This is a genomic window from Arthrobacter sp. 01T425, assembly GCF_056398725.1.
Map to the genome: position 1 here is coordinate 124,517 of NZ_JBFTPY010000009.1, position 19,072 is coordinate 143,588.

Sequence of the window (19,072 nt, forward strand, 5' to 3'; positions counted from 1 at the left end):
GAAAACCAGAAAACAGAAAACCAGAGAACCAGGAAAGAGGACACGGTGAAGAACTTCGGAACCCGGGCGGCATTGGCGGCCTGCGCGCTCAGCATGTTGACCTGGTGGTCTGCTCCCTCGCAAGCGCGGGCGGGGGACCACTCTGGGGTGGGAACCGCCCATCCCCAACGCGGGGACGTCCCCGGCTGGGTCATGATCACCCTCATGTCGGCAGTCCTCGTGGCCGCCCTGCTCGCGCTCGCCGGTCCCGCGCTTGAGGGACTCTTCAACCAGGCCATGGACAAGGTCGGACAGTAGGCAATGGCAGCCCAGGGCGGGGGGACCGGGCGCCAGATCGAAAGCGGGGAAAACCGCAAAGGCGTAGAGCGGGGCGCTGCAGTGGTGGACTTCGTGCTGATCGGTGCGTTGCTCACCTTGCTCTTCCTCGAGATCGTCCAGCTCACCCTGCTACTTCACGTCCGGAATACGCTGATCGACGCCGCCGCCTCGGGCGCCAGATACGGCACGTTGGGCGACCGCAACGACGGGGACGCCAAGGAACGGACTGTCCAGCTGATCACGGCGGCGCTCAACGCGGATTTCGCGCGGGACGTGGGGACAAGCGAATCGACGTTCCAGGGCATCCGCACACTCGAGGTGACCGTCCGGGCACCCCTGCCGGTCATCGGCTTCATCGGTCCCCGGGCGTTCTTGGAGGTGAAGGGCCATGCGGCCATCCAGCGTTGAATGGCCGGAGCACGGCGCCTCACCGGAACAGGGGAGTGCCGTGGTCGAGTTCGTCTTCCTGTCCGCGCTGCTGATGGTGCCGCTGGTGTACTTCATCATCACCGTGGGCCAGATCCAGGGCGGCTCGTTCGCAGTCGTTGGCGCCGCCGACCAGGCCGCCAAGGTCTACGTTGCCCAGCCGGACGCAGCAAGCGGCCGGGCAGCGGCAGAGCAAGCCGTGCTACTGGCGCTCGCCGATTACGGCCAGCCGGCGGGAAACGCCACCGTCGACACCCGTTGCGAACCTGCCGATTGTCTGGCTCCCGGCTCGGCGGTGACAGTCACCGTCCGCCTCACCGTGCCCCTGCCGTTTGTGCCGTTCAGCGACGCACTGCATCTGAATGCGAGCCAGCTCAGCGCGTCGGCAACCCAGCTGGTAGGCAGGTTCCGGTGAGGGGCCGGCCCGGACCCCGCCCGCAGGAGGGGCAGGTGCTGGTGCTGAGCATCGGCTTCGTGCTGATTGCCCTGCTGGTCGCCACCGTCGTGATGGCGGCCTCCAGCGTTTACCTGGAACACAAGAAGCTGCTCTCCGCCGCGGACGGTGCCTCGGTGGCCGCCGCGGACAGTTTCACCCTCGGCCAGCTGGGCAACTCCGGCGGCACACCGTCCGCCGTCCTCAGCGGGGCGAGGGTTCGCAGCGCCGCCGTCGACTATCTGGGCCGCAACGGCGCGTTCGACCGCTTCAGCGCCCTAAGCGTGGCGCCGGCGACGGGCAGCCCGGACGGCGCCACCGCCGTCGTCGTCCTGAGTGCAGCCGTCCACCCGCCGGTGGTGAACTTCCTGGTGCCGGACGGCATCCGGATCGAGGCGACGTCCACGGCCCGCTCCCGCCTCAGCCGGTGAGCTGCTGGCCCGCCACTCCGGTTGCCCTGTCAGTAGATGCTGCCAACCAGGCCGTCAGGCAACCCAAAGTGATAGGGCATCCGGCAGGGTCAGGGGGGCTAGGACACATAGCGTAGGCTTAAAAAACCATGGCAAACATTGATTTTCCCGCTGAAATCCGCGCGCTGCGGGCCACCTACACGTCCATCGAGAACGTCTCGAACGTCGAGGCGCTCAAGGAAGACATCGCCGAGCTCAGCGAGCGGGCCGGTGAACCCAATCTGTGGGACGACCCCGCCGCGGCGCAGGTCATCACCTCGAAGCTCTCGCACAAGCAGACCGAGCTTGAGCGGCTCAACAAGCTCGTGGCCAGGATCGACGACCTCGAGGTACTCGTGGAACTCGGCCAGGACGAGGACGACGCCGACTCCATGGGCGAGGCCGCCGCGGAACTCGAATCGGTCCGCAAGGCGCTGGCCGACCTTGAAGTCGTCACCCTGCTCTCCGGCGAGTTCGACGAGCGCGAAGCCGTGGTGACCATCCGCGCTGGCGCCGGTGGCGTGGACGCGGCGGACTTTGCAGAAATGCTGCTGCGCATGTACCTGCGCTGGGCCGAACGCCACGGTTACCCGACCACCATCATGGATACCTCCTATGCCGAAGAAGCCGGGCTGAAGTCCGCCACCTTCGAGGTCAAGGCGCCGTACGCCTTCGGCACGCTCAGCGTCGAGGCCGGCACCCACCGCTTGGTCCGGATCAGCCCGTTCGACAACCAGGGCCGCCGCCAGACCTCGTTCGCGGCCGTGGAAGTGATCCCGCTGATCGAGCAGACGGACTCCATCGACATCCCGGACAACGAGATCCGCGTGGACGTCTTCCGCTCCTCCGGCCCCGGCGGCCAGTCGGTCAACACCACCGACTCCGCGGTGCGCCTGACCCACATCCCCACCGGCACCGTGGTGTCGATGCAGAACGAAAAATCGCAGCTGCAGAACCGCGCCGCCGCCCTCCGGGTGCTGCAGTCCCGGCTCCTGCTGCTGAAGAAGGAACAGGAGGACGCCGAGAAGAAGGCGTTCGCCGGCGACGTCAAAGCCTCATGGGGCGACCAGATGCGCTCCTACGTCCTGAACCCGTACCAGATGGTCAAGGACCTCCGCACCGAGCACGAGGTCGGCAACACCTCGGCCGTGTTCGACGGCGAAATCGACGACTTCATCGACGCCGGCATCCGCTGGCGGACGGACAACCGCAACGCCGAGAAGTAGGCCCGGCGCCCGGCCGGGCACCTCCACTGGGAGGTCCCTGACAATCGCGCGACACGCCCCGCCGTTCCGGCGGTTCCGCCGTTACCCGTGCGTATAGTCGAGGGGCCGGAGCTCTACTTCCCCCAAACGAAAGCCCTTGCGCCGGCAGCAGAACCGGGCCCTCGCGGCCATGTCCTGCAGGGTACTAAGGGCCATGATCCGTTTCGAAAATGTCACCAAGGTCTATGACCAGAAGGCGCGGCCGGCGCTGGATTCGATCAACCTTGAGATCGACCGTGGCGAATTCGCCTTCCTCGTCGGCGCCTCCGGCTCCGGCAAATCGACCTTCCTGCGCCTGGTCCTCAAAGAGGACCGCGCCTCCTCCGGCGCCGTCTACGTGGCCGGCCAGAACGTCGCAAACATCTCCAGCTGGCGCGTGCCGCGCCTGCGCCGCGGAATCGGCGTCGTCTTCCAGGACTTCCGCCTGCTGCCGCAGAAGACCGTCTTCGCCAACGTCGCCTTCGCCATGCAGGTCATCGGCAAGAGCCGCAGCGTCATCCGCGACACCGTCCCCGAGGTCCTGAAGACCGTCGGGCTGGAAGGCAAAGAAAACCGTCTCCCGCACGAACTCTCCGGCGGCGAGCAGCAGCGCGTGGCGATCGCCCGCGCCGTCGTGAACCGCCCCGGCATCCTGCTGGCCGACGAGCCGACCGGAAACCTGGACCCCACCACCTCGATGGGCATCATGGGCGTGCTGGACAAGATCAACCAGAACGGCACCACCGTGGTGATGGCCACGCACGATGACGACATCGTCAACGAAATGCGCAAACGGGTGGTGGAACTGAAGAACGGGGTTGTGATCCGCGACGAGGCCAAGGCCCTCTACACCTCCATGATTCCCGTCGTGGGCCAGTCGCGCCGCCTGCGCGACGCCAGCGGACGGGACGAACAGCCGCAAGTTATCCCGCCCCGGGCCGGCTCGCGCGCCGAAGCCCGCGCCGAGTTCCGCACCGCAGGGGAGGGCCAGGCGTGAGGCTTGCATTCGTCCTGGGCGAGATCGGCAGCGGCCTGCGCCGCAACCTGTCCATGGTGATCTCCGTGATCCTGGTGACCTTCGTGTCGCTGACCTTCGTCGGCGCCGCCGGCATGCTGCAGCTGCAGATCAACCAGATGAAGGGCTACTGGTACGACAAAGTCCAAGTGGCCATCTTCCTCTGCAGTGACGGTTCGACGGCGCCCGGCTGCGCCACCGGTCCGGCGACGCCGGAGCAGGAGGACAACCTGCGCACGCTGCTGAAATCGCCCGCGGTGGCGCAGTACGTCAACGACTTCCAGTACGAGTCCAAGGACGACGCCTACAAGCACTTCAAGGAACAGTTCTCCAATTCCCCGATCGTTGACTCCGTGACCCCGGACCAGCTGCCGGCGTCCTTCCGGATCAACATGAAGGACCCGGAGAAATACGAGATCATCAGCGAGACCTTTTCATCCCAGGCCGGGGTGGAGACCGTGATCGACCAGCGGCAGCTGCTGGAGCGGCTGTTCTCGGCCATGAACGCCGCGTCCCTGGTGGCCGTGAGCATTGCCGGCGTCATGATCATCTGCGCCATCCTCCTGATCGCAACCACCATCCGGCTCTCCGCGTTCAGCCGCCGCCGGGAAACAGGCATCATGCGCCTGGTGGGCGCGTCCAAGATGGTCATCCAGCTCCCGTTCATCCTCGAAGGCGTGATCGCCGCGGTGATCGGTGCCGCCCTGGCCTCCGGCACCCTGTGGGCCGTGGCCCGCTTCTTCCTCGAAGGCGTCCTGTCCAAGCAGTATCCGGACACCGCGTTTATCTCGCCCGGGCAGACCCTGATCCTGGTACCTGCCCTGATTGGCCTGGGCGTTGTCCTGGCCGGAATTTCCTCCCTGCTGACCCTCCGCCGGTACTTGCGGGTCTAGCTTTGCGCAACGAAAAGGGAATGCTTATGACACCGATGGCCCGCCGCCCCCTCCGGCAATCCCTCCGGCTCCGCCTGGTGGGGCGCCGCAGCCGGATGATCAGCGCCACCCTGGCGCTGGTCCTGGCCGGGACCATGGGGGCCTCGAGTCCGGCGGCATTCGCCGACGACCTTGAGGACCAGCAGGCCGCGCTGCGCGAGGAGGCGGCCCGGGTCCAGCACTCCCTCGAATTCGTGGACGGCAAGATCGCCCAGGCCGCGGCAGACCTGGTCCTGTACCAGGGCCAGCTCCCCGGCGCCCAGCAGGCGCTCACGGACGCCCAGGGCCGGGTGGCCGGAGCGGTCCAGGAAGTGCAGGCCCTCGCGGCGCGTGTAGACCTGGCGCAGCAGAACAAGGCAAAAATCACGCAGCAGCTGGAAGCCGACAAACAGAAGATCGCGGACACCCGGAAACTGATCGGGCAGATCGCCACGCAGGCCTACAAGTCCGGCGGCGTCCCGTCCAACCTGTCCCTGTTCTTCGGCTCGAACCAGGGCAGCAGCCTGACGGACACCATCGACCTCGCGGACCAGGCCCTGCGCAGCCAGAACTCCGCGATGGACAAACTCACCCAACAGAGCGCCACCAACGTCAACGCGCAGGCCCGGCTGGCCGCCGTCGAGGCTGAAATCACCGACCTCAAGGCCAAAGCCGACGCCGCACTGGCCCGGGAAAAGGCCGCCCGGGACGAGGCCGCAGCCAAGAAGGCCGCCGTGGACAAGCTGATCGCCGACACCACCCGGCTCGACGCCCAACTCCAGGCCGCCAAGCCCGGCATCCAGAACCAGCTCGCCCAGGTCAAGGCCCAGCAGGACGCCGTCGCCGCCGAGATCGCCGAACGCGACCGGAAGCTGCGTGAGGCCTGGCTGGCCGAGCAGCGGCGCATTGCCGAGGCCGCGGCGGCCGCCGCCCGGGCGCAGGGACAGGCGGTCCAGCCGTATGTCCCGCCGGCCCAGGGCTCGCCGTCGGCCTTCGGGCTGCAGCACCCGTTCCCCGGCAATATTCCGATCACCTCCGGGTTCGGCTGGCGGGCGACGCCGCCGGGCACCATCGACTTCTACGGCCAGGGCGGCTACATGCACACCGGCATCGATTTCGGTGCCGCCTGCGGCACGCCCGTCTACGCCGCGGCTGCCGGCACCGTCTTCTCGGCCGGCTGGGCCAACGACGGCGGCGGCAACAACGTGAAGATCTCCCACGGGGTGGTCCAGGGCAACTCGCTGACCACGATTTACTACCACAACACTTCCGTGGCGGTCTCGGTCGGCCAGCACGTCAACCAGGGACAGCTGATCGCCTATTCAGGCACCACCGGCAACTCCACCGGCTGCCACTCGCACTTCGAGACCTGGCTCAACGGCCGGGCCGTGGACCCGATGAACCTGCTGTAGTCCGGCCCGGGCGGTCCGGCCCGGGCCATCCGCTGAGGCGGGCGCACTGCCGTAAACTGGAAAGACTCCGCACCACCTGGCCGGAGTGAACCACCAACAAACCGAGGAGTCCTACCGTGCCCAAAGAAAGTGGCCGTAAGGTAGTGGCCACCAACCGCAAGGCCCGGCACGACTATCACGTCCTTGACACCTATGAGGCCGGCATCGCGCTGATGGGCACGGAAGTAAAGTCCCTGCGCGAGGGCCATGCCTCGATGGTGGACGGCTTCTGCACGTTCTACAACGACGAGCTGTGGATGGAGGGCATCCACATCCCCGAGTATCACCAGGGGAGCTGGACGAACCACGCCGCACGCCGCCGCCGCAAGCTGCTGCTGCACCGCGAAGAGCTCACGAAGATCTCGCACAAAATCCGCGAGTCGGGCTTCACGATCGTGCCGCTGCAGCTGTACTTCGTGGACGGCCGCGCGAAGGTCGAAATCGGCGTCGCCCGCGGCAAGAAGGAATACGACAAGCGCCAGACGCTTCGCGAGCAGCAGGACAAGCGCGAGGCCCAGCGCGTCATGCGCGAACGCAACCGCCGCTAGCGCGCCGCAGGCTGTCACGGTCCCCGGGAATGTTTCCCGGAGGCGGTGCGTTATGATTGGTAGTCCGGGAAGGATCCGAAAGTATCCGGTCCGGGTTTGATAAAAAAATACGGGGATGATCGGTTTCGACGATGTTAGTCGCGACAGGTGAAGCGGGCCGAGGATGCAGAATTATCTCGTAAACGCTGTCTGCAAACCAATAAGTGCCGAATCAAAACGCACTGACTTCGCTCTCGCTGCCTAAGCAGTAAGACAGTCCGTCAGCCCGAGGTTGCTATTGCCCCGGATCCTGGCGTCATTTAGATAGCCACTGCTGTTTACCTCCGTCATCGGGGTAAACGGGACTCTTAGATGACTGGGCCCGGATCAGCCAGCTGTTTGCAGCATGGCTGGGGCCGAGAAATTCCGACGCAAACTGCGCCCGGAGAAGCCCTGACAACACGACATCGGACGGGGGTTCAATTCCCCCCATCTCCACCCAAGATAGCCCCTAGATCCTTGTGATCTAGGGGCTTTCTTTTTACCTGTTGGCGAGAAGCCTGATTTTTGTTGGCGAGAAACGACACCGATAGGGGACAGGCATGGAAGAGAACGAGAACAGAAACGGTACAGATCGAACTAGCGGGGGAGCGCTACGGGGCCGCCCGCGACTGGCTGGCATTCCTCATCGACCACCCAGACAAGACCGTCAGTGTCGCCGGATACCGTACACAGATAAAGGCTGCGCAGAAGGCCAGCAATGCCGCGCACAAAGCGTGGATGGCGGCCGCTCGTGGCTAGCATCCGTACGCGCGAGCTCACAAAGGGCGGCGCGTCTCACACAGTCACGTGGCGGGATCCAGAGACGGGCCTCAAGACGCGCACATTCTCTGACAAGGACTACGGGCCCGGCGAAGCACGCGACAAAGCGCTCGAGCTCAAGGCGTTCCTCGATGCAAACGGGAACAGCTACAAACTGGCAGCGACAGCGAAAGTCCGCAAGGACTCCACCGCGCCCACCGTCTACGAAGTCGTCGTGCGCCATATCGACCTCCTGCGCAAGCCACAGCCCGGGACGATCGCGAAGTACCGGAACATGGCGGCCGGCCACATCGCTCCGAGTGAGCTCGGGCGGACGCCGGTGGACAAGGTCAACAAGGCCGCCGTCATTGACTGGCTTGACCAGCTCAAGGTGCTGCAGGGCGCCAACCAGACCAAAGGAGCCCCGCTCTCCCGCAAGTCCAAGCAGAACGTCCACGCGCTGCTCTCCGCCGCGTTCGTCACAGCCATGGACGCCGAGACAATGACCCGCAACCCAGCCAAGAGTGTCGCCGAGGCTGACCTCAACGAGGCGCGCGAGCCCGTCTACCTGTCGCCCGAAGATCTCGTCATGCTCGCCGAGCGCATCGACCCGCACTACTCGCTGTTCATCAAGTTCCTGGGCGGCACCGGACTCCGCTACTCCGAGGCCACAGCGCTTCGCCGGCGAGACATCACCATCAGGGACGGGCGCGCCGCGGTGCGCGTCAGCCGGGCATGGAAGTCGAATGGAAAGGGCGAAGAGATCGGTCCTCCGAAGACGAAGAAGGCCAACCGTACCGTCACCTGCAACGCGAGTCTCTCCGCCGCCCTGGCCGATCGACTGCAGGAGATCGAGTTGGACGACTTCGTGTTCCAGCGCCCGGATGGCGACTACATCAAGAACTCGCGCTTCCACAAAGAAGTCTGGCAGCCACTCATGGGGGAGCTGGTCGGCAAAGAGCTTGACCGCAAGCCATGGATCCACGAGATCCGGCACGCACACACAACCCACCTGCTGGACGCCGGCGTTCCGGTCCATGTGGTGCAGGCGCGGCTGGGGCATGAGGATCCGCAGACCACGCTGCGCGTGTACGCACGCTTGGCTAAGGCGTCCGACGCCGCTGCTGCAGATGCGCTCGGCTAGTGGCAGTATGAGCGCATGACGGCCATCATCCCGTTTCTGGAAGCACGGCTGTCCGAGGAGGAAGCGGAGTCGCTCGATTCCTTGGAGCACGAACCGTATCCCGAGAGCTGGGCCAACATCATCGCCACACGGGTCCTCCTCGAGTGCGCCGTGAAGCGCAAGATCATCGCTCACTTCAACCGCATCGACTGGGACTACGAACCAGCGGGGGACCAGGATTACATGGAGAAGTTCCTGTTCATCATCGCCGAGCCCTACATGGACCACCCCGACTATCAGCCGGAATGGCGCCAATAGGAGTTCTGGCTTGGCCCCCAAGAAAAACCCAAGGTTGGGCGACTAGCGTTTCGTCATGATGCGGCCTACTACACCCTCTCAGCGGGGCGGGCCAGTCACCCGCCGCTCCGTACTGCTAATGCCGGCCGCCGGCATTATCGCGCTCGGCGCCGCGCACACATCCAAAACCGCGGAAACAGCTTACGCTCCGTCGGCTAAGGTAAACTCGCCGATCATGCGCTTCGACCAGTTCCCCATCGGGCTGACCGACCTGGTCCCCATAAATTCGTCCGCAACGAACCAGTGCTCCATTGTCCGAGCCCCCGGCGACTGGACCTATGCCGTGTTCTGGGGCGCGGACATGAACCCCTACGTCGCCAGGATGAAGGACGAGGAATCCACCTGGGAGACCTTCAACCTCGGGACTTTGCCCGGCAACCCGCTCAACGCCCCGGCCCCCGCGGATGGGCACAACTACCTGGCGGTCATGGTTGACGGGGCCGGCTACATCCATATCTCGGGTAACCACCATCGCGTGCCGCTGAACTATGTGCGCTCCACGGTCGCCAACGAAATCACCGGCTGGGAAACCCCCGGCATGGTCGGGACAGACGAAACCGAAGTGACGTATCCGGTGTTCGTGAAGCTCGGCAATGGGGATCTGTTGTTCTTCTACAGGTCCGGGACGTCGTCTGACGGCAACCTTATGCTGAACGCCTACTCCACGACCACAAAAAGATGGACGCGTGTAGGCATGGTACTGAAGGGCCACGACTGGTCCGGGCCCGAGGACATGTCGGCCTACCCGTCCCGGATTGCCCGCGACGAACGCACCGGGCGCCTCCATTTGTGGTGGACGTGGCGGGACACCACCGACCTCGAGTCCAACCACGACCTCTGCTACGTCTATAGCGACGACAACGGAGCAACCTGGCGTGATGGCACAGGGACGGCCGTCACATTACCCCTGACGCCCGCTAATTCCGCGGTGAAAGTGCTGAAGGGTGGCGCGGGGCAGGTTGTCACCGGTTCTTGCGTGGACACGGCCGGGAACGTTTATGCCGCTGTCCGCTTCCCAGCGCCAGACAGCGAGGTGCGGCTCTACAAAAAGACCGGATCGACTTTCGATTACACCGTGCTCGGCAGCGACAAGTTCGGGCACGCGGCGCTAGTTGAGACGCCCGACGGGCACGTCTACGCGGTCAACAACGACGCCGATTTCGCCTTTGTCCGGCAGGTAGCGCCAACTATGGGGACCCCGGTGAAGGTGTTTCCGTCGGCTCTACCGAACTGCCAACCCAGCACGGCGACAATGGTCAACGGCTCCTACACGATGCGGCTTCTTATTGCGCCATGCCGCCAACAGCCGGGCGGCAACTACGGCGGAGTCCTCACGATGACCGTCAATCCAAGCACGCTGGCGGCGATCGCATCAGGAAAGATCGTGCTACCCAATCCGACGCCCGTCGCTTTCTAATAAAAATCAGGCTGGGAGAAATCCCGGGAGCCGGTCGCCCCACCTGATTGCGCGCAGCTTCTCAGGGCAGTGGCGGTACTCATCGATGTCCCATTCGGAGTCAGTGACACGGCGGACGTTCCCGGCGGGGATCCACGCCCAGTGCTTATGGTCCCCGGCGTCGGTCCAAGCGACGAGGACATAGGACGGATTCCAGCGTTCGGCTTCGGCGTAGACGTCCACCGTCCCGCCGCCAGTCAAAGGCACGTTGGCCATGACCTTTGGATAGTGCCCGTACTCCTACGACCGCGTCTCGTCCGGAGGGTGCCCAGGGTCCCGCCGGAGGTACTCATGGGTTTCCCCATCGAGAGTGAACGATGCCATGCGGCCATCGTAGCTGGAACGCAGAACACCCCCGCACCAGACCTGGGGAGGTTAGGGACGCGGGGGCGTTCGTTGGTTCCGGCACTATTGGGGGACGCGCCGGAACCGTTTAACCATGGGTGGCCCTGCTTTTCAAGTCAAAAGATCCCAGAAAAACCCAAAGTTTGCTTGCTAAGTTGGAGGGATGCTGCGGCCCGGGGGCAACCATTTGTCGGGGGCGGGCCACGGCAGCAACGCACGAATGGCCCCCACCCGGTGAAGGGTGGGGGCTTCGTTTTGTTCAGGTGAGAGTGAGGCCTATACCCATTTCCACTGGTCGAGGTAGTCCTGCGACAGCCCGCGGTTCGGGATGTTCAGCCAGATTTCCGGGACGGACCCAGTGTCGATGGCGACGCCTCCGCGTGACTTGATGACGTGGCAGTAGTACTTTGCCAAGAGGCCGCCGGACACCAGGTAGGGCATACCCGGCTTGATCGGCTCGATAGTGTCAACGACCTTTTGGAACACGTGCGGGTAGTGGTGAGAATTCTTACGCTCCGCGGCCTTCAGGAAAACGGCCTGCTTGGGCAGCACGTGCTCGACCACATTGCCGATGCGGAACCGCTGCTTCATTAGCGTGCCGAGCTCCGGGTGACTGCTGATCACGCCAACAGACTCTCGACCCGCGAAGATCTCCTCGTAATGCTCTAGGAGCTCGCGGTTCACCCAGCACGAAGCGATGTCGTAGGGGCACCCATTGGCAGCGACCTTGAGGGCGGCCGTTCGGTTGCCTACCACTGCACGAACGTCCAGTTCCTCCGGCGGGGTTGCGTATCCTCGCGCTATGGCCCCTGGTTCGGGAACTCCGAGAACATCGGAGGAGCCGATCGCCTCGAGCATCATGCGGAGAAACTCTCCGTCGTTCTGCGGGACGACCGAGCCGTCGCCGAAATGCATGTAGGAGATGCGATCGAGAATGTAGTGCTTGAGTGCCGGGTAGCCGTCGAAATCAAAGAGGCAGTTGCCCTCGCCGTCACTCATGCGGACCATGCTGAAAGGGGTCCCGCTGTTTATCGCTTCCGTGATCCGACGGGCAGCAGATGCCGCGTCCTCGGTGAAAGCCAGCGAACCTTCACCTGGCCCGCATGCGTACAGGCGTCGAAGCTTCTCTACCGTATGGGCTGCCGTGAAGCTGTCGTATTCGTTGGCCGCATCCATAGAGGGGGGTGACCAGTGCCGGCCGCCTAGAACCATATGAAACTTCACTTTCTACCGTGCCCGCCGTCACTCGCCGGGATCTGGAAGTCCAGCGTAGCGGCAGTAGCCGCGGGGCGGGGCCCTGGGCACGATAGGCCGGCATGTAAAAGAGGCCCCCACCCTCCGAAGAGAATGGGGGCCATTGGCTCATGCCTTGTGAGGTGCCAGTCGTGGGGTGAAGCGACGGATCAGGTCATCCACGGCGGGCAGCGCCATGACGCGGTTGATGCCAGCGGCCGCGACCATCGACGTCGCAAACCACGGGATGTCGGGGCCCAGCCCGAGAGTCTGGATGATCAGGGCCCACGCCGCGGCGAGGCCGATCAGGAACGCGAAGGCGGTACGGATGGTCGCCCGCCACGGGTAGGCCGTCTGGGCGGATGCCGAGGCGCTCGGCAAACCAATTATGCTTGTCCGAGCCCATGTCTATGATCAGACGCAACAAGAGCGGGAGTATTTGATTGCGAGAATCTCGTATTGAGTTTTGGCCCGAGCGCACGCCCCAAGCTTCAATCGCCTTCCTCACGATGGCTAGGGACGAAAGCTTCATGATGAAAGCCTGGATTGAGAACGGGCTCCGTGTCTGCCCAGAAGCCGAGTTCTTTGTCCTTGACCACGGCTCTACGCCAGATCTCAGCGACATGCTCTCCGAGTTCATCGTGGACCGGGGGGTGAAGGTCAACTTCACAAAGATCCCACCGGTGCCGTTCGATGATGAATTCAAGGCAATGGCACTGACGAGTTTCGCCAAGATCCTGCTGCAGTGCTTTGAGATCGTGGTGACGACTGATTGTGATGAACTGCTGGTTGGACTCGGTCTACGCGATAGTGAAGTGCTCGAAAAGCTTCGGGCGATTGAAGGAATTGCCGCACCTATCGGCTTTGAGATAGTGCACCACATCGCACGTGAGCAGCCCTTTAACTCTCTCAAGCCCATCGAGTTGCAGCGGGCTTACGGTTTCTTGACGTCCGCATACACGAAGCCCGTCATCTGGAAGAAGCGTTCAGAGTTTGGCCCAGGCCTGCACTCTGTCCGCGACGACTTTTCCTATGAGCCGACGCTTGGACTGCTCCATCTCAGGAGCGTGGATGCTGCTGTCTCAGATCAGCGGGCGGAGGACCGTCGAGGTTACACGCTCTCCGCAGGGCAGGTCGACTCCGGGAGGGGCAGGCATTGGGGCCGGACAGCAGGGCAGAGGGCTGACTTCTTCGCGAGGCTGGACTCGACGCAGAGCATTCCGGCGTACCAGGACGAGTTCCCTGCCTTCTACCGGAATGTTGTGGAGGACCACAAGAAGAATGGCGGCGGCTTCTACGGGCACAACATCAGACTGACCTCCGGCTACTGCAATATTGGAGAGCTCTTGTACGTACAGTCGGATGTGCCGGAGAAGATCGCTACCTGAGCCGACGTCTGCGTCAGCCGTGCGATTGCTGTACTGAACTAACGCAGGGAAGCGCCCCACCCTTCTAAGGGTGGGGCGCTCCACGCGGGTGCTAGTCGCCGTCCTGCGGGGTGAACCAGCGAAGCACGCGGTACTTGCGCAGCCACTCGTTCACGCCGGGGACGGCGAGAACTCTGGTCACGACTGCCGCGAGTACGGTCACGGCCAGCGGGATCCCGTTGAGGCCGAGGTAGACCCAGCCGGGGACGTAGGCCTCGAAGGGTTTCAGCGCTTCGAGGATGGCGACCAGGACGCCGTTCAGGAGCGGGAACGCCGCGAGGGCGACGGCGAGGACGGTCCGGAGGACGGCGGAGCGCGGATTCTTCTCCTGCGTCGCCATGGGGGCGGCGTGGTCGGCCATTACTTGGCACCGCCGAGGAGTGCTGCGGTGCGCTTGCAGATGGACTCGGCCTGGACTGCGCTGATTTCCTGCTTGTCCAGATCCTTGCCTAGCGCGGCGAGCGGGTAGTCCATTACCTGCCCATCCTTGAAGATGTTGTAAACGCCCCACTTGGCGAGGCTCTGGATGTCCGTCAGGGTCTTGACGTCCGGGATGCGGCGGTACGTGAGGCCGTTCCCGATGTAGATTCCGGGGTCGCCTTTGGGCTGGGTGATGACGAGGGGCATATCGTTGCCTTCTTCCTGGAGTGCGGGGATGGTGGCGGAGATGGTGGTGCCCTGCGGGGCGAGTGCTGCCGATCCGGACAGCGCGGTATTGATGGAGGCCCGGAGGCCAGCCATTCCGCCGGGCCAGCCGGCGGGGTCGATCTTGCCCTGGCTGGAATACTCCATGTGGCCGAGCTGCAGTCGCTGGTCGGCCGGGAGGCCGAGCAGGTAGCCGCGTTCGAGCGCCGCGCCCAGGTGCGCCGCGACACGAAGCTGGTCGTCCGTCCAGTCCCAGGGGGCGATCCCTGAGGACTCCATTTCGATCCCGATCAGGTAGTGGTTGCCCATGTCCTTCGGGATCCCGGCGGCGCTGCCTGCGCCTGCGTGGTTCGCGACGCCGGCGGCGACTAGGTACACCGTGCCGCTGCGGCCTAGCACGATATTGCAGAGCGGGCCGGGCAGGTCGGGCCGGCCGCCGACGCACATCGCCAGGGTGGGTGCGTCGGCGAGCGCGTAGCGGGTCCGGTTCGTGGCGGTGTGGTGCCAGAGCACGCCGCGGACTGCCTTCAGGTCCTGCCCGGCGTAGCCGCGGCTGGCCCATCCGGAGGTTTCTACTACGGTGAGGCCGGCGGCGCGTAGCACGCGGGCCAGGTTTGAAAGTTTCACGTCGGGGGTTCCTGTTCCTTTTCGTCTTGGTTGGCCTGGACTTCGGCGAGGGCGGCGGCGAGGTCGGCTCGGAGCAGGCGGTCGCCTTCGACGCGGAGCCGGAGGAATAGCACGATTAGTTGGACTCCGGCGTAGAGCACGGTGAGGAAGACGCCGCCGCGAACCCATTCCTTGAATGGGTAGTCTCCGAAGATCCCGGCGGTTATCAGCAGGCCGAAGAGGGCCGCGGTGGATCCGGCGAGCCACATAAAGGCCCGGCCGACCCGGGTCTTCCGCCAGTCGGGGGCGGTGCCCAGGTAGACGAACGGGATCAGGAACCAGATGACTCCCGCGAGGCAGCCGATGTAGTTAGCTTTCATGTGATGGACTCCCCAGGTATCGCCGGATGATGGATTCTTCGATGACGGGGGCGAACCCGTTGCGGATGCGGCTCGCCCGTAGCCGGGCGACGGCCTCGGCGGCCTGCGCCGCCTGCAGTTGGGCCTGTTTGTGGGCGTCTATGGCCTGCGCGAGGTCCATGGTGGATTCGAGCGTGTCGGTCTTGACGGGGCGGGTAGAGCGATTTTTCGGCGGAAGAGCTTCACGGGGCCCTCCCGGCGGTGGACTGCAGGGCCGACATGACGTGGTCCTGGAACTTCGCGGACTCCACGAACTCGGCGTTCGTGGTGGTCAGCAGCCGGATAGTTTCGTCCTTGCTGAGGGATGAGTCCCGCCAGGTGGTCATCTCTACGGTGAGGGCCGCGATCTGGTTCTCCAGGACCCTGACGACGGCCTCGTGGGCGGACCGGACGTAGAGTCGGCCGGTGAAGATCAGATACAGCATTGCGAGCGCCGTCGCTATCGGTGACGACACGCCCAGGTAAACCGGGATGCCGTCAATCATGGGGTCTTTCATGTGCGCCTCCTTGGCGGCATGGGTATGGCCCCGGACTCGCGCTCCGGGGCCACGCGTTTGTTATGCTTTGGCGGTGAATCAAATGTCGTTTTCCATCGTGACCCGTTACAACGTCCGCTCCTCATTCGCCCGCGAGGACGTCAATGACCCGGGGTGGCTTGCTGTCCGCCGCGATTTGTTCGAGCGGTACTGCGCCCCGTTTGTGCTGGCCCAGTCGGACCAGGACTTCAACTGGTTCGTGTTCGTGGATAACGACATGCCGCAGGATGAGGCTGACTGGCTGACCAAGATGGGCAGGTGCCAGATTGTCCGCTGCGGGTCGCAGACTGACGGCATCAACAAGATCCGCGAGGAGATCACGTCAGGTTTCGATTTGGCGCTGACGACTCGCCTTGACTCTGACGATTCGCTCGCGCCTACGTTCGTTGAGGAGATGCGCAGGGTTGCGGAGGAAAATGCCGATGAAACCCTGGAGCGTGGGGACGGTTTCGTGGTGTGCTTCCCCAATGGCGTTGAGCATGACACGCCGTCCGAAGAATGGTTCGGTCGCGAGTACCCGGGCAACCCGTTTGTTGGTTTCCTGGAGCCCGCCTCCAAGGACGCTAAAATGATCTTCCACAAGGCTCACTACGAGATGCCTAATACCTACCTGACAGCGAACGTTGAAACCACGGATCCGATGTGGTGTATTCGGGTCCACGGCGGGAACGTCGCCAACATCATCAAGGGCACACCGCTGGGTGCCGCGCCGGTCCCTTTCATTGAAGATCAGACGCTGGTTGAGGCGTAGAGCTACAACATGCGCGCCTCCTTGGCGGCATAGGTGTGGCCCCGGAGCGGAAGTCCGGGGCCCCACCGGATATTTGGCGATCTGGCCTCTGCGGGGGAGGATGCAAATCATGGAATCGAACGAAGACTGGATTTATGAACACCGCGAGGGCAAGGTTCTGATCGTTTCGATGGCCGACTTTGGGCCTGAAACTGACGAGCAAAAGCTTGCGAAGGCCGGTCCTCCGACGTTCACTTTCCGCGGAACCTTGGCGGACACTTCCGCTTCGGTTCTGTTCCTGAGCGACCGGTCGAGGCTTTGGTATCACGCTGGCGTAGCCGGCTTCTCCACGGACCTACCAACGACCGCCGCCAGGGTTAGGCAGATCGCCGGCAACCGGCCCGTACTTGCAATGGGTCAGTCAATGGGCGGATACGGAGCCTTGATGCTTGGCATTCTTGGAGCCGCCACGGACGTCGTTGCGATGTCGCCGCAGACCTTCATTGATGATGAGAAGCGGAAGAGGTTTCGAGACCCCCGGTGGGGGTGGGCTGTTGAGAGGATTTGGAAGACAACCACGACTCCGCAATACCTAGACCTGCGTGACTCCTTCGCGGATGACTTTCCAGACGCCCGCTTTATGACGTACTTCGGGACGCAGCATCCCGTTGACAAGCATCACGCTTCTAATATCGAGCGCACGCCGCATTCAAACACCATTCCCCTCGATTGCGGTCACCTTACCGGCCGGCACCTTCGCGACAGTGGTGAGCTTCAAAGAATCGTAGATGCTTTCTCCAGTCAAACGTAGGCGGAGCTGCACCGGAGCGCAGCGCACGGGTGCCCCTGGCATAGCCGGGGGCACCCGGTTGTTATGGTTGGCACATGGAAACTATGAGCGACGGAACGCCGGAGTGGACCTTGGCCGAGTTGGAACTGATCGCCGAGATGGACGATGCTGAGCGGGCGCTGCCCGAAAAGGTGCTCGGCATAATGCTCCCCTGAGAGCCGGATTCTTGGAAGGCCCCGTCACCTGGCCGGGCCCTCCTACGTTGCCCTCACCCCTACTTCCTATCCGGGGGTTGTGGGAGGAATGTCCCAGTCCATCGGGTCGCCAATCTTCACGGCGACTAGAGTTGCGTAATCGGATGAACCGACGGTGCTGCCAGCCGGAGCCGAAACGAAGCCGACCGTCTGATCCACTGCGGGCACGGGCAAGCCTGAGAGGGCGTAGCTTGACCTCGCTGAGGAAAAGTAGCTTGCCGCCGTATTGACCGCGATGCGGGAGTCATGCACGGGGCCGGCGCCGTTGTAAGTGGCGCTGACACCTGTAGTGCCGGTGTGTAGGACGCCAACAATGACCTGCTCGTTCTTGCCTACCTCGCCGGGGTCGGCAGCGTCAGTGATTTAGCCCGGTTGTGGTCGCGTCGAAGTCGGCAGACTGTGCCAGGACTTTCCCGTCCATCCGGTAGATGACGAATCGGCCCAGTGAGCCGGCCGCGCCAGCGGTGACGATGTTCGCTGCGCAGTCGGTGATTTTCCCCGCACGCGCTTCGGTGATGATGTGCCCGCGGAAGGTGCCGTTTGCCAGCGAGTTGGGCGTGTTCGCCCGAACCCCGGCAGGCCGGGCCTCGGTCCCATACAGGTCGAGTGCACACTCATGCATGAGCTTGGGCATGCGCACTACGGACATGTTGGCGTAGCTGGCAAGCAGGAAGTTCTGGCAAACAGGTGGGCCGGCCACCGGATGATCGCCTTCGATGACCTTCTGGACGTGGCTAGCTCAGAGCCGTCAAGCGCCTCAGTGGCCACTAGCATGGGCGTCCTGCCGAGCGTCCTGGACACCTACCTCAAGATGCTCACGCGGGCTGAATTAGACGCTCTGAGGTTCGCTGTACTCCGCCGGGCGGCATAGCAATAGGGCCCCATCCCCTGAGGCGAGGATGGGGCTCTTTTGGGCTCATAACCTGTTGGTCTCGCCAACACAGGTCGGAAGGGTGGGATGCAGGACCGGAAAGAACCGCTAGATTCCACGGATTAGAGATCGAACTGATGATAGGAAAAGTGTCTAGACGGGTTTTCAATTCCCCCATCTCCACATAGGGGCCCGGCAACGGCGTTCCACCCCGTATTGGGTTCACGAAACTCCCCGCCGGCTTCTGTCGGCGGGGAGTTTTGTGCGTTAAGGGGGAAGGGAAGCGCCGTCAGGCACTTCCCTTCCCGTACGCGACACCCCAACGTCAGGTGCCGAGGACCTTCGCCTTCTGGGCCGCAAACTCCTCTTCGGTGAGGATTCCTTGCTCCTTCAGCGCCCCGAGTTGCTTGAGCTGCTCGAGGGCTTCGTTTGAGATGCCGCCGGCAGCCGGGGGAGGGGGTGGTGGCTGCTGGTAGACCGGCTGCTGGTAGGCCTGCGGCGGTGGTTCCTGCTGGGCCATCTGCGAATCGTAGGCCTCCTGCTGCTTGGCCGCGGTCGCGGCGTCCTTCTCGGCAAACTTATTGGCCTGGCGGCGCTGGACCCGGCCGCTGACTGCACTAGCCGTTCCGGCAACGACTGCCGTCCGTGCCACACCCCTAAGAAGTCCCATAATTCTTTTCCTCTCACATCTCTTGTTCTGCGTCA

24 protein-coding genes, 1 other RNA gene and 1 pseudogene are annotated in these 19,072 nt (G+C 63.8%); 16 read left to right on the top strand and 10 right to left on the bottom strand.

The window, feature by feature from the left end; genetic code table 11:
• The first annotated feature begins 45 nt into the window (after positions 1-45).
• The 13 genes from AC1DNG_RS11795 to AC1DNG_RS11855 all read left to right on the top strand — a co-directional run bounded on the left by AC1DNG_RS11795 (position 46) and on the right by AC1DNG_RS11855 (position 10,472).
• On the top strand, positions 46-297 hold the full coding sequence (locus AC1DNG_RS11795) for a hypothetical protein (RefSeq protein ID WP_223916112.1): 252 nt from the start codon (positions 46-48) through the stop codon (positions 295-297).
• A gap of 3 nt (positions 298-300) precedes the next feature.
• On the top strand, positions 301-726 hold the full coding sequence (locus AC1DNG_RS11800) for a TadE family protein (protein WP_476887401.1): 426 nt from the start codon (positions 301-303) through the stop codon (positions 724-726).
• The gene (locus AC1DNG_RS11805; protein ID WP_476887402.1) at positions 707-1,159 is read left to right on the top strand and encodes a hypothetical protein; all 453 of its coding nucleotides are present in this window, start codon (positions 707-709) and stop codon (positions 1,157-1,159) included. Before AC1DNG_RS11800 ends, AC1DNG_RS11805 begins: the two co-directional genes overlap by 20 nt.
• Positions 1,160-1,194: 35 nt before the next feature.
• Positions 1,195-1,608 carry a pilus assembly protein TadG-related protein gene (locus AC1DNG_RS11810; RefSeq protein WP_476887403.1) on the top strand — a complete coding sequence of 138 codons (414 nt, stop codon included), beginning with the start codon at positions 1,195-1,197 and terminating at the stop codon, positions 1,606-1,608.
• Between the two features lie 128 nt (positions 1,609-1,736).
• Positions 1,737-2,852 (top strand): peptide chain release factor 2, encoded by a 1,116-nt coding sequence (prfB, locus tag AC1DNG_RS11815; RefSeq protein ID WP_028276033.1) that lies wholly within the window; start codon positions 1,737-1,739, stop codon positions 2,850-2,852.
• A 193-nt stretch (positions 2,853-3,045) separates the two neighbouring features.
• Positions 3,046-3,867 carry a cell division ATP-binding protein FtsE gene (gene ftsE, locus AC1DNG_RS11820; protein WP_043435207.1) on the top strand — a complete coding sequence of 274 codons (822 nt, stop codon included), beginning with the start codon at positions 3,046-3,048 and terminating at the stop codon, positions 3,865-3,867.
• Positions 3,864-4,778, top strand: a complete 915-nt coding sequence (ftsX, locus tag AC1DNG_RS11825; RefSeq protein WP_028276034.1) for a permease-like cell division protein FtsX — start codon at positions 3,864-3,866, stop codon at positions 4,776-4,778. The genes ftsE and ftsX overlap by 4 nt, the downstream gene beginning before the upstream one ends.
• A 26-nt stretch (positions 4,779-4,804) precedes the next feature.
• Positions 4,805-6,208 (top strand): M23 family metallopeptidase, encoded by a 1,404-nt coding sequence (locus AC1DNG_RS11830; protein WP_243181320.1) that lies wholly within the window; start codon positions 4,805-4,807, stop codon positions 6,206-6,208.
• Positions 6,209-6,324: 116 nt separating this feature from the next.
• Entirely contained in the window at positions 6,325-6,795 is a 471-nt protein-coding gene (smpB, locus tag AC1DNG_RS11835) for an SsrA-binding protein SmpB (RefSeq protein WP_026266743.1), read from the top strand.
• Between the two features lie 111 nt (positions 6,796-6,906).
• Positions 6,907-7,275, top strand: a transfer-messenger RNA (tmRNA) gene (gene ssrA, locus AC1DNG_RS11840).
• A 292-nt stretch (positions 7,276-7,567) separates the two neighbouring features.
• Positions 7,568-8,719: a tyrosine-type recombinase/integrase gene (locus tag AC1DNG_RS11845; protein ID WP_476887404.1), complete on the top strand. Its 1,152-nt coding sequence runs from the start codon at positions 7,568-7,570 to the stop codon at positions 8,717-8,719.
• A gap of 15 nt (positions 8,720-8,734) precedes the next feature.
• Positions 8,735-9,016, top strand: coding sequence for a DUF6221 family protein (locus tag AC1DNG_RS11850; RefSeq protein ID WP_476887405.1), 282 nt, complete (start codon positions 8,735-8,737; stop codon positions 9,014-9,016).
• Positions 9,017-9,230: 214 nt separating this feature from the next.
• The gene (locus AC1DNG_RS11855) at positions 9,231-10,472 is read left to right on the top strand and encodes a BNR repeat-containing protein (protein ID WP_476887406.1); all 1,242 of its coding nucleotides are present in this window, start codon (positions 9,231-9,233) and stop codon (positions 10,470-10,472) included.
• Positions 10,473-10,478: 6 nt separating this feature from the next.
• Here AC1DNG_RS11855 and AC1DNG_RS11860 read toward each other — a convergent pair whose 3' ends face one another.
• From AC1DNG_RS11860 to AC1DNG_RS11870, 3 genes are all read right to left on the bottom strand, one after another.
• Positions 10,479-10,727 (bottom strand): hypothetical protein, encoded by a 249-nt coding sequence (locus AC1DNG_RS11860; RefSeq protein WP_476887407.1) that lies wholly within the window; start codon positions 10,725-10,727, stop codon positions 10,479-10,481.
• Positions 10,728-11,132: 405 nt separating this feature from the next.
• Positions 11,133-12,032 (bottom strand): hypothetical protein, encoded by a 900-nt coding sequence (locus AC1DNG_RS11865; protein ID WP_476887408.1) that lies wholly within the window; start codon positions 12,030-12,032, stop codon positions 11,133-11,135.
• Between the two features lie 186 nt (positions 12,033-12,218).
• A complete protein-coding gene (locus AC1DNG_RS11870) occupies positions 12,219-12,470 on the bottom strand; it encodes a hypothetical protein (RefSeq protein WP_476887409.1) in 252 nt (83 codons plus the stop codon).
• A 128-nt stretch (positions 12,471-12,598) separates the two neighbouring features.
• Between AC1DNG_RS11870 and AC1DNG_RS11875 the strand changes: the two genes are divergently transcribed.
• Positions 12,599-13,477: a hypothetical protein gene (locus tag AC1DNG_RS11875; RefSeq protein WP_476887410.1), complete on the top strand. Its 879-nt coding sequence runs from the start codon at positions 12,599-12,601 to the stop codon at positions 13,475-13,477.
• 91 nt (positions 13,478-13,568) lie between these two features.
• Here AC1DNG_RS11875 and AC1DNG_RS11880 read toward each other — a convergent pair whose 3' ends face one another.
• The 5 genes and pseudogenes from AC1DNG_RS11880 to AC1DNG_RS11900 form a co-directional block, all read right to left on the bottom strand.
• On the bottom strand, positions 13,569-13,877 hold the full coding sequence (locus AC1DNG_RS11880) for a hypothetical protein (RefSeq protein ID WP_476887411.1): 309 nt from the start codon (positions 13,875-13,877) through the stop codon (positions 13,569-13,571).
• Positions 13,877-14,788: a peptidoglycan recognition protein family protein gene (locus AC1DNG_RS11885; RefSeq protein WP_476887412.1), complete on the bottom strand. Its 912-nt coding sequence runs from the start codon at positions 14,786-14,788 to the stop codon at positions 13,877-13,879. The genes AC1DNG_RS11880 and AC1DNG_RS11885 overlap by 1 nt, the downstream gene beginning before the upstream one ends.
• On the bottom strand, positions 14,785-15,147 hold the full coding sequence (locus AC1DNG_RS11890) for a putative phage holin (RefSeq protein ID WP_476887413.1): 363 nt from the start codon (positions 15,145-15,147) through the stop codon (positions 14,785-14,787). The genes AC1DNG_RS11885 and AC1DNG_RS11890 overlap by 4 nt, the downstream gene beginning before the upstream one ends.
• Positions 15,137-15,328, bottom strand: a pseudogene (locus AC1DNG_RS11895) (DUF7620 family protein); the annotation flags it as partial. The pseudogene AC1DNG_RS11895 and the gene AC1DNG_RS11890, both read right to left, overlap by 11 nt.
• Before the next feature lie 40 nt (positions 15,329-15,368).
• Positions 15,369-15,683: a hypothetical protein gene (locus tag AC1DNG_RS11900; protein WP_476887414.1), complete on the bottom strand. Its 315-nt coding sequence runs from the start codon at positions 15,681-15,683 to the stop codon at positions 15,369-15,371.
• 82 nt (positions 15,684-15,765) lie between these two features.
• Here AC1DNG_RS11900 and AC1DNG_RS11905 point away from each other — a divergent pair, with 82 nt between their 5' ends.
• Positions 15,766-16,473, top strand: a complete 708-nt coding sequence (locus tag AC1DNG_RS11905; RefSeq protein WP_476887430.1) for a glycosyltransferase — start codon at positions 15,766-15,768, stop codon at positions 16,471-16,473.
• A gap of 109 nt (positions 16,474-16,582) precedes the next feature.
• Positions 16,583-17,263 (top strand): hypothetical protein, encoded by a 681-nt coding sequence (locus AC1DNG_RS11910; RefSeq protein ID WP_476887415.1) that lies wholly within the window; start codon positions 16,583-16,585, stop codon positions 17,261-17,263.
• Between the two features lie 588 nt (positions 17,264-17,851).
• Here the strand turns inward: AC1DNG_RS11910 and AC1DNG_RS11915 are convergent.
• Both AC1DNG_RS11915 and AC1DNG_RS11920 read right to left on the bottom strand, forming a co-directional pair.
• The gene (locus tag AC1DNG_RS11915; RefSeq protein ID WP_476887416.1) at positions 17,852-18,130 is read right to left on the bottom strand and encodes a hypothetical protein; all 279 of its coding nucleotides are present in this window, start codon (positions 18,128-18,130) and stop codon (positions 17,852-17,854) included.
• 562 nt (positions 18,131-18,692) lie between these two features.
• The gene (locus tag AC1DNG_RS11920) at positions 18,693-19,037 is read right to left on the bottom strand and encodes an SHOCT domain-containing protein (protein WP_476887417.1); all 345 of its coding nucleotides are present in this window, start codon (positions 19,035-19,037) and stop codon (positions 18,693-18,695) included.
• Positions 19,038-19,072 lie beyond the last annotated feature (35 nt).

Bases quoted from the DNA above. Each gene is read 5' to 3' on its own strand.
- AC1DNG_RS11875 (WP_476887410.1), top strand. From the start codon at position 12,599: ATGGCTAGGGACGAAAGCTTCATGATGAAAGCCTGGATTGAGAACGGG.
- AC1DNG_RS11830 (WP_243181320.1), top strand. From the start codon at position 4,805: ATGACACCGATGGCCCGCCGCCCCCTCCGGCAATCCCTCCGGCTCCGC.
- AC1DNG_RS11890 (WP_476887413.1), bottom strand. From the start codon at position 15,147: ATGAAAGCTAACTACATCGGCTGCCTCGCGGGAGTCATCTGGTTCCTG.
- AC1DNG_RS11855 (WP_476887406.1), top strand. From the start codon at position 9,231: ATGCGCTTCGACCAGTTCCCCATCGGGCTGACCGACCTGGTCCCCATA.
- AC1DNG_RS11915 (WP_476887416.1), bottom strand. From the start codon at position 18,130: ATGCCCAAGCTCATGCATGAGTGTGCACTCGACCTGTATGGGACCGAG.
- AC1DNG_RS11900 (WP_476887414.1), bottom strand. From the start codon at position 15,683: ATGAAAGACCCCATGATTGACGGCATCCCGGTTTACCTGGGCGTGTCG.
- AC1DNG_RS11860 (WP_476887407.1), bottom strand. From the start codon at position 10,727: ATGGCCAACGTGCCTTTGACTGGCGGCGGGACGGTGGACGTCTACGCC.
- AC1DNG_RS11880 (WP_476887411.1), bottom strand. From the start codon at position 13,877: ATGGCCGACCACGCCGCCCCCATGGCGACGCAGGAGAAGAATCCGCGC.
- AC1DNG_RS11805 (WP_476887402.1), top strand. From the start codon at position 707: ATGCGGCCATCCAGCGTTGAATGGCCGGAGCACGGCGCCTCACCGGAA.
- AC1DNG_RS11800 (WP_476887401.1), top strand. From the start codon at position 301: ATGGCAGCCCAGGGCGGGGGGACCGGGCGCCAGATCGAAAGCGGGGAA.
- AC1DNG_RS11910 (WP_476887415.1), top strand. From the start codon at position 16,583: ATGGAATCGAACGAAGACTGGATTTATGAACACCGCGAGGGCAAGGTT.
- prfB (WP_028276033.1), top strand. From the start codon at position 1,737: ATGGCAAACATTGATTTTCCCGCTGAAATCCGCGCGCTGCGGGCCACC.
- AC1DNG_RS11850 (WP_476887405.1), top strand. From the start codon at position 8,735: ATGACGGCCATCATCCCGTTTCTGGAAGCACGGCTGTCCGAGGAGGAA.
- AC1DNG_RS11905 (WP_476887430.1), top strand. From the start codon at position 15,766: ATGTCGTTTTCCATCGTGACCCGTTACAACGTCCGCTCCTCATTCGCC.
- ftsE (WP_043435207.1), top strand. From the start codon at position 3,046: ATGATCCGTTTCGAAAATGTCACCAAGGTCTATGACCAGAAGGCGCGG.
- AC1DNG_RS11865 (WP_476887408.1), bottom strand. From the start codon at position 12,032: ATGGATGCGGCCAACGAATACGACAGCTTCACGGCAGCCCATACGGTA.
- AC1DNG_RS11920 (WP_476887417.1), bottom strand. From the start codon at position 19,037: ATGGGACTTCTTAGGGGTGTGGCACGGACGGCAGTCGTTGCCGGAACG.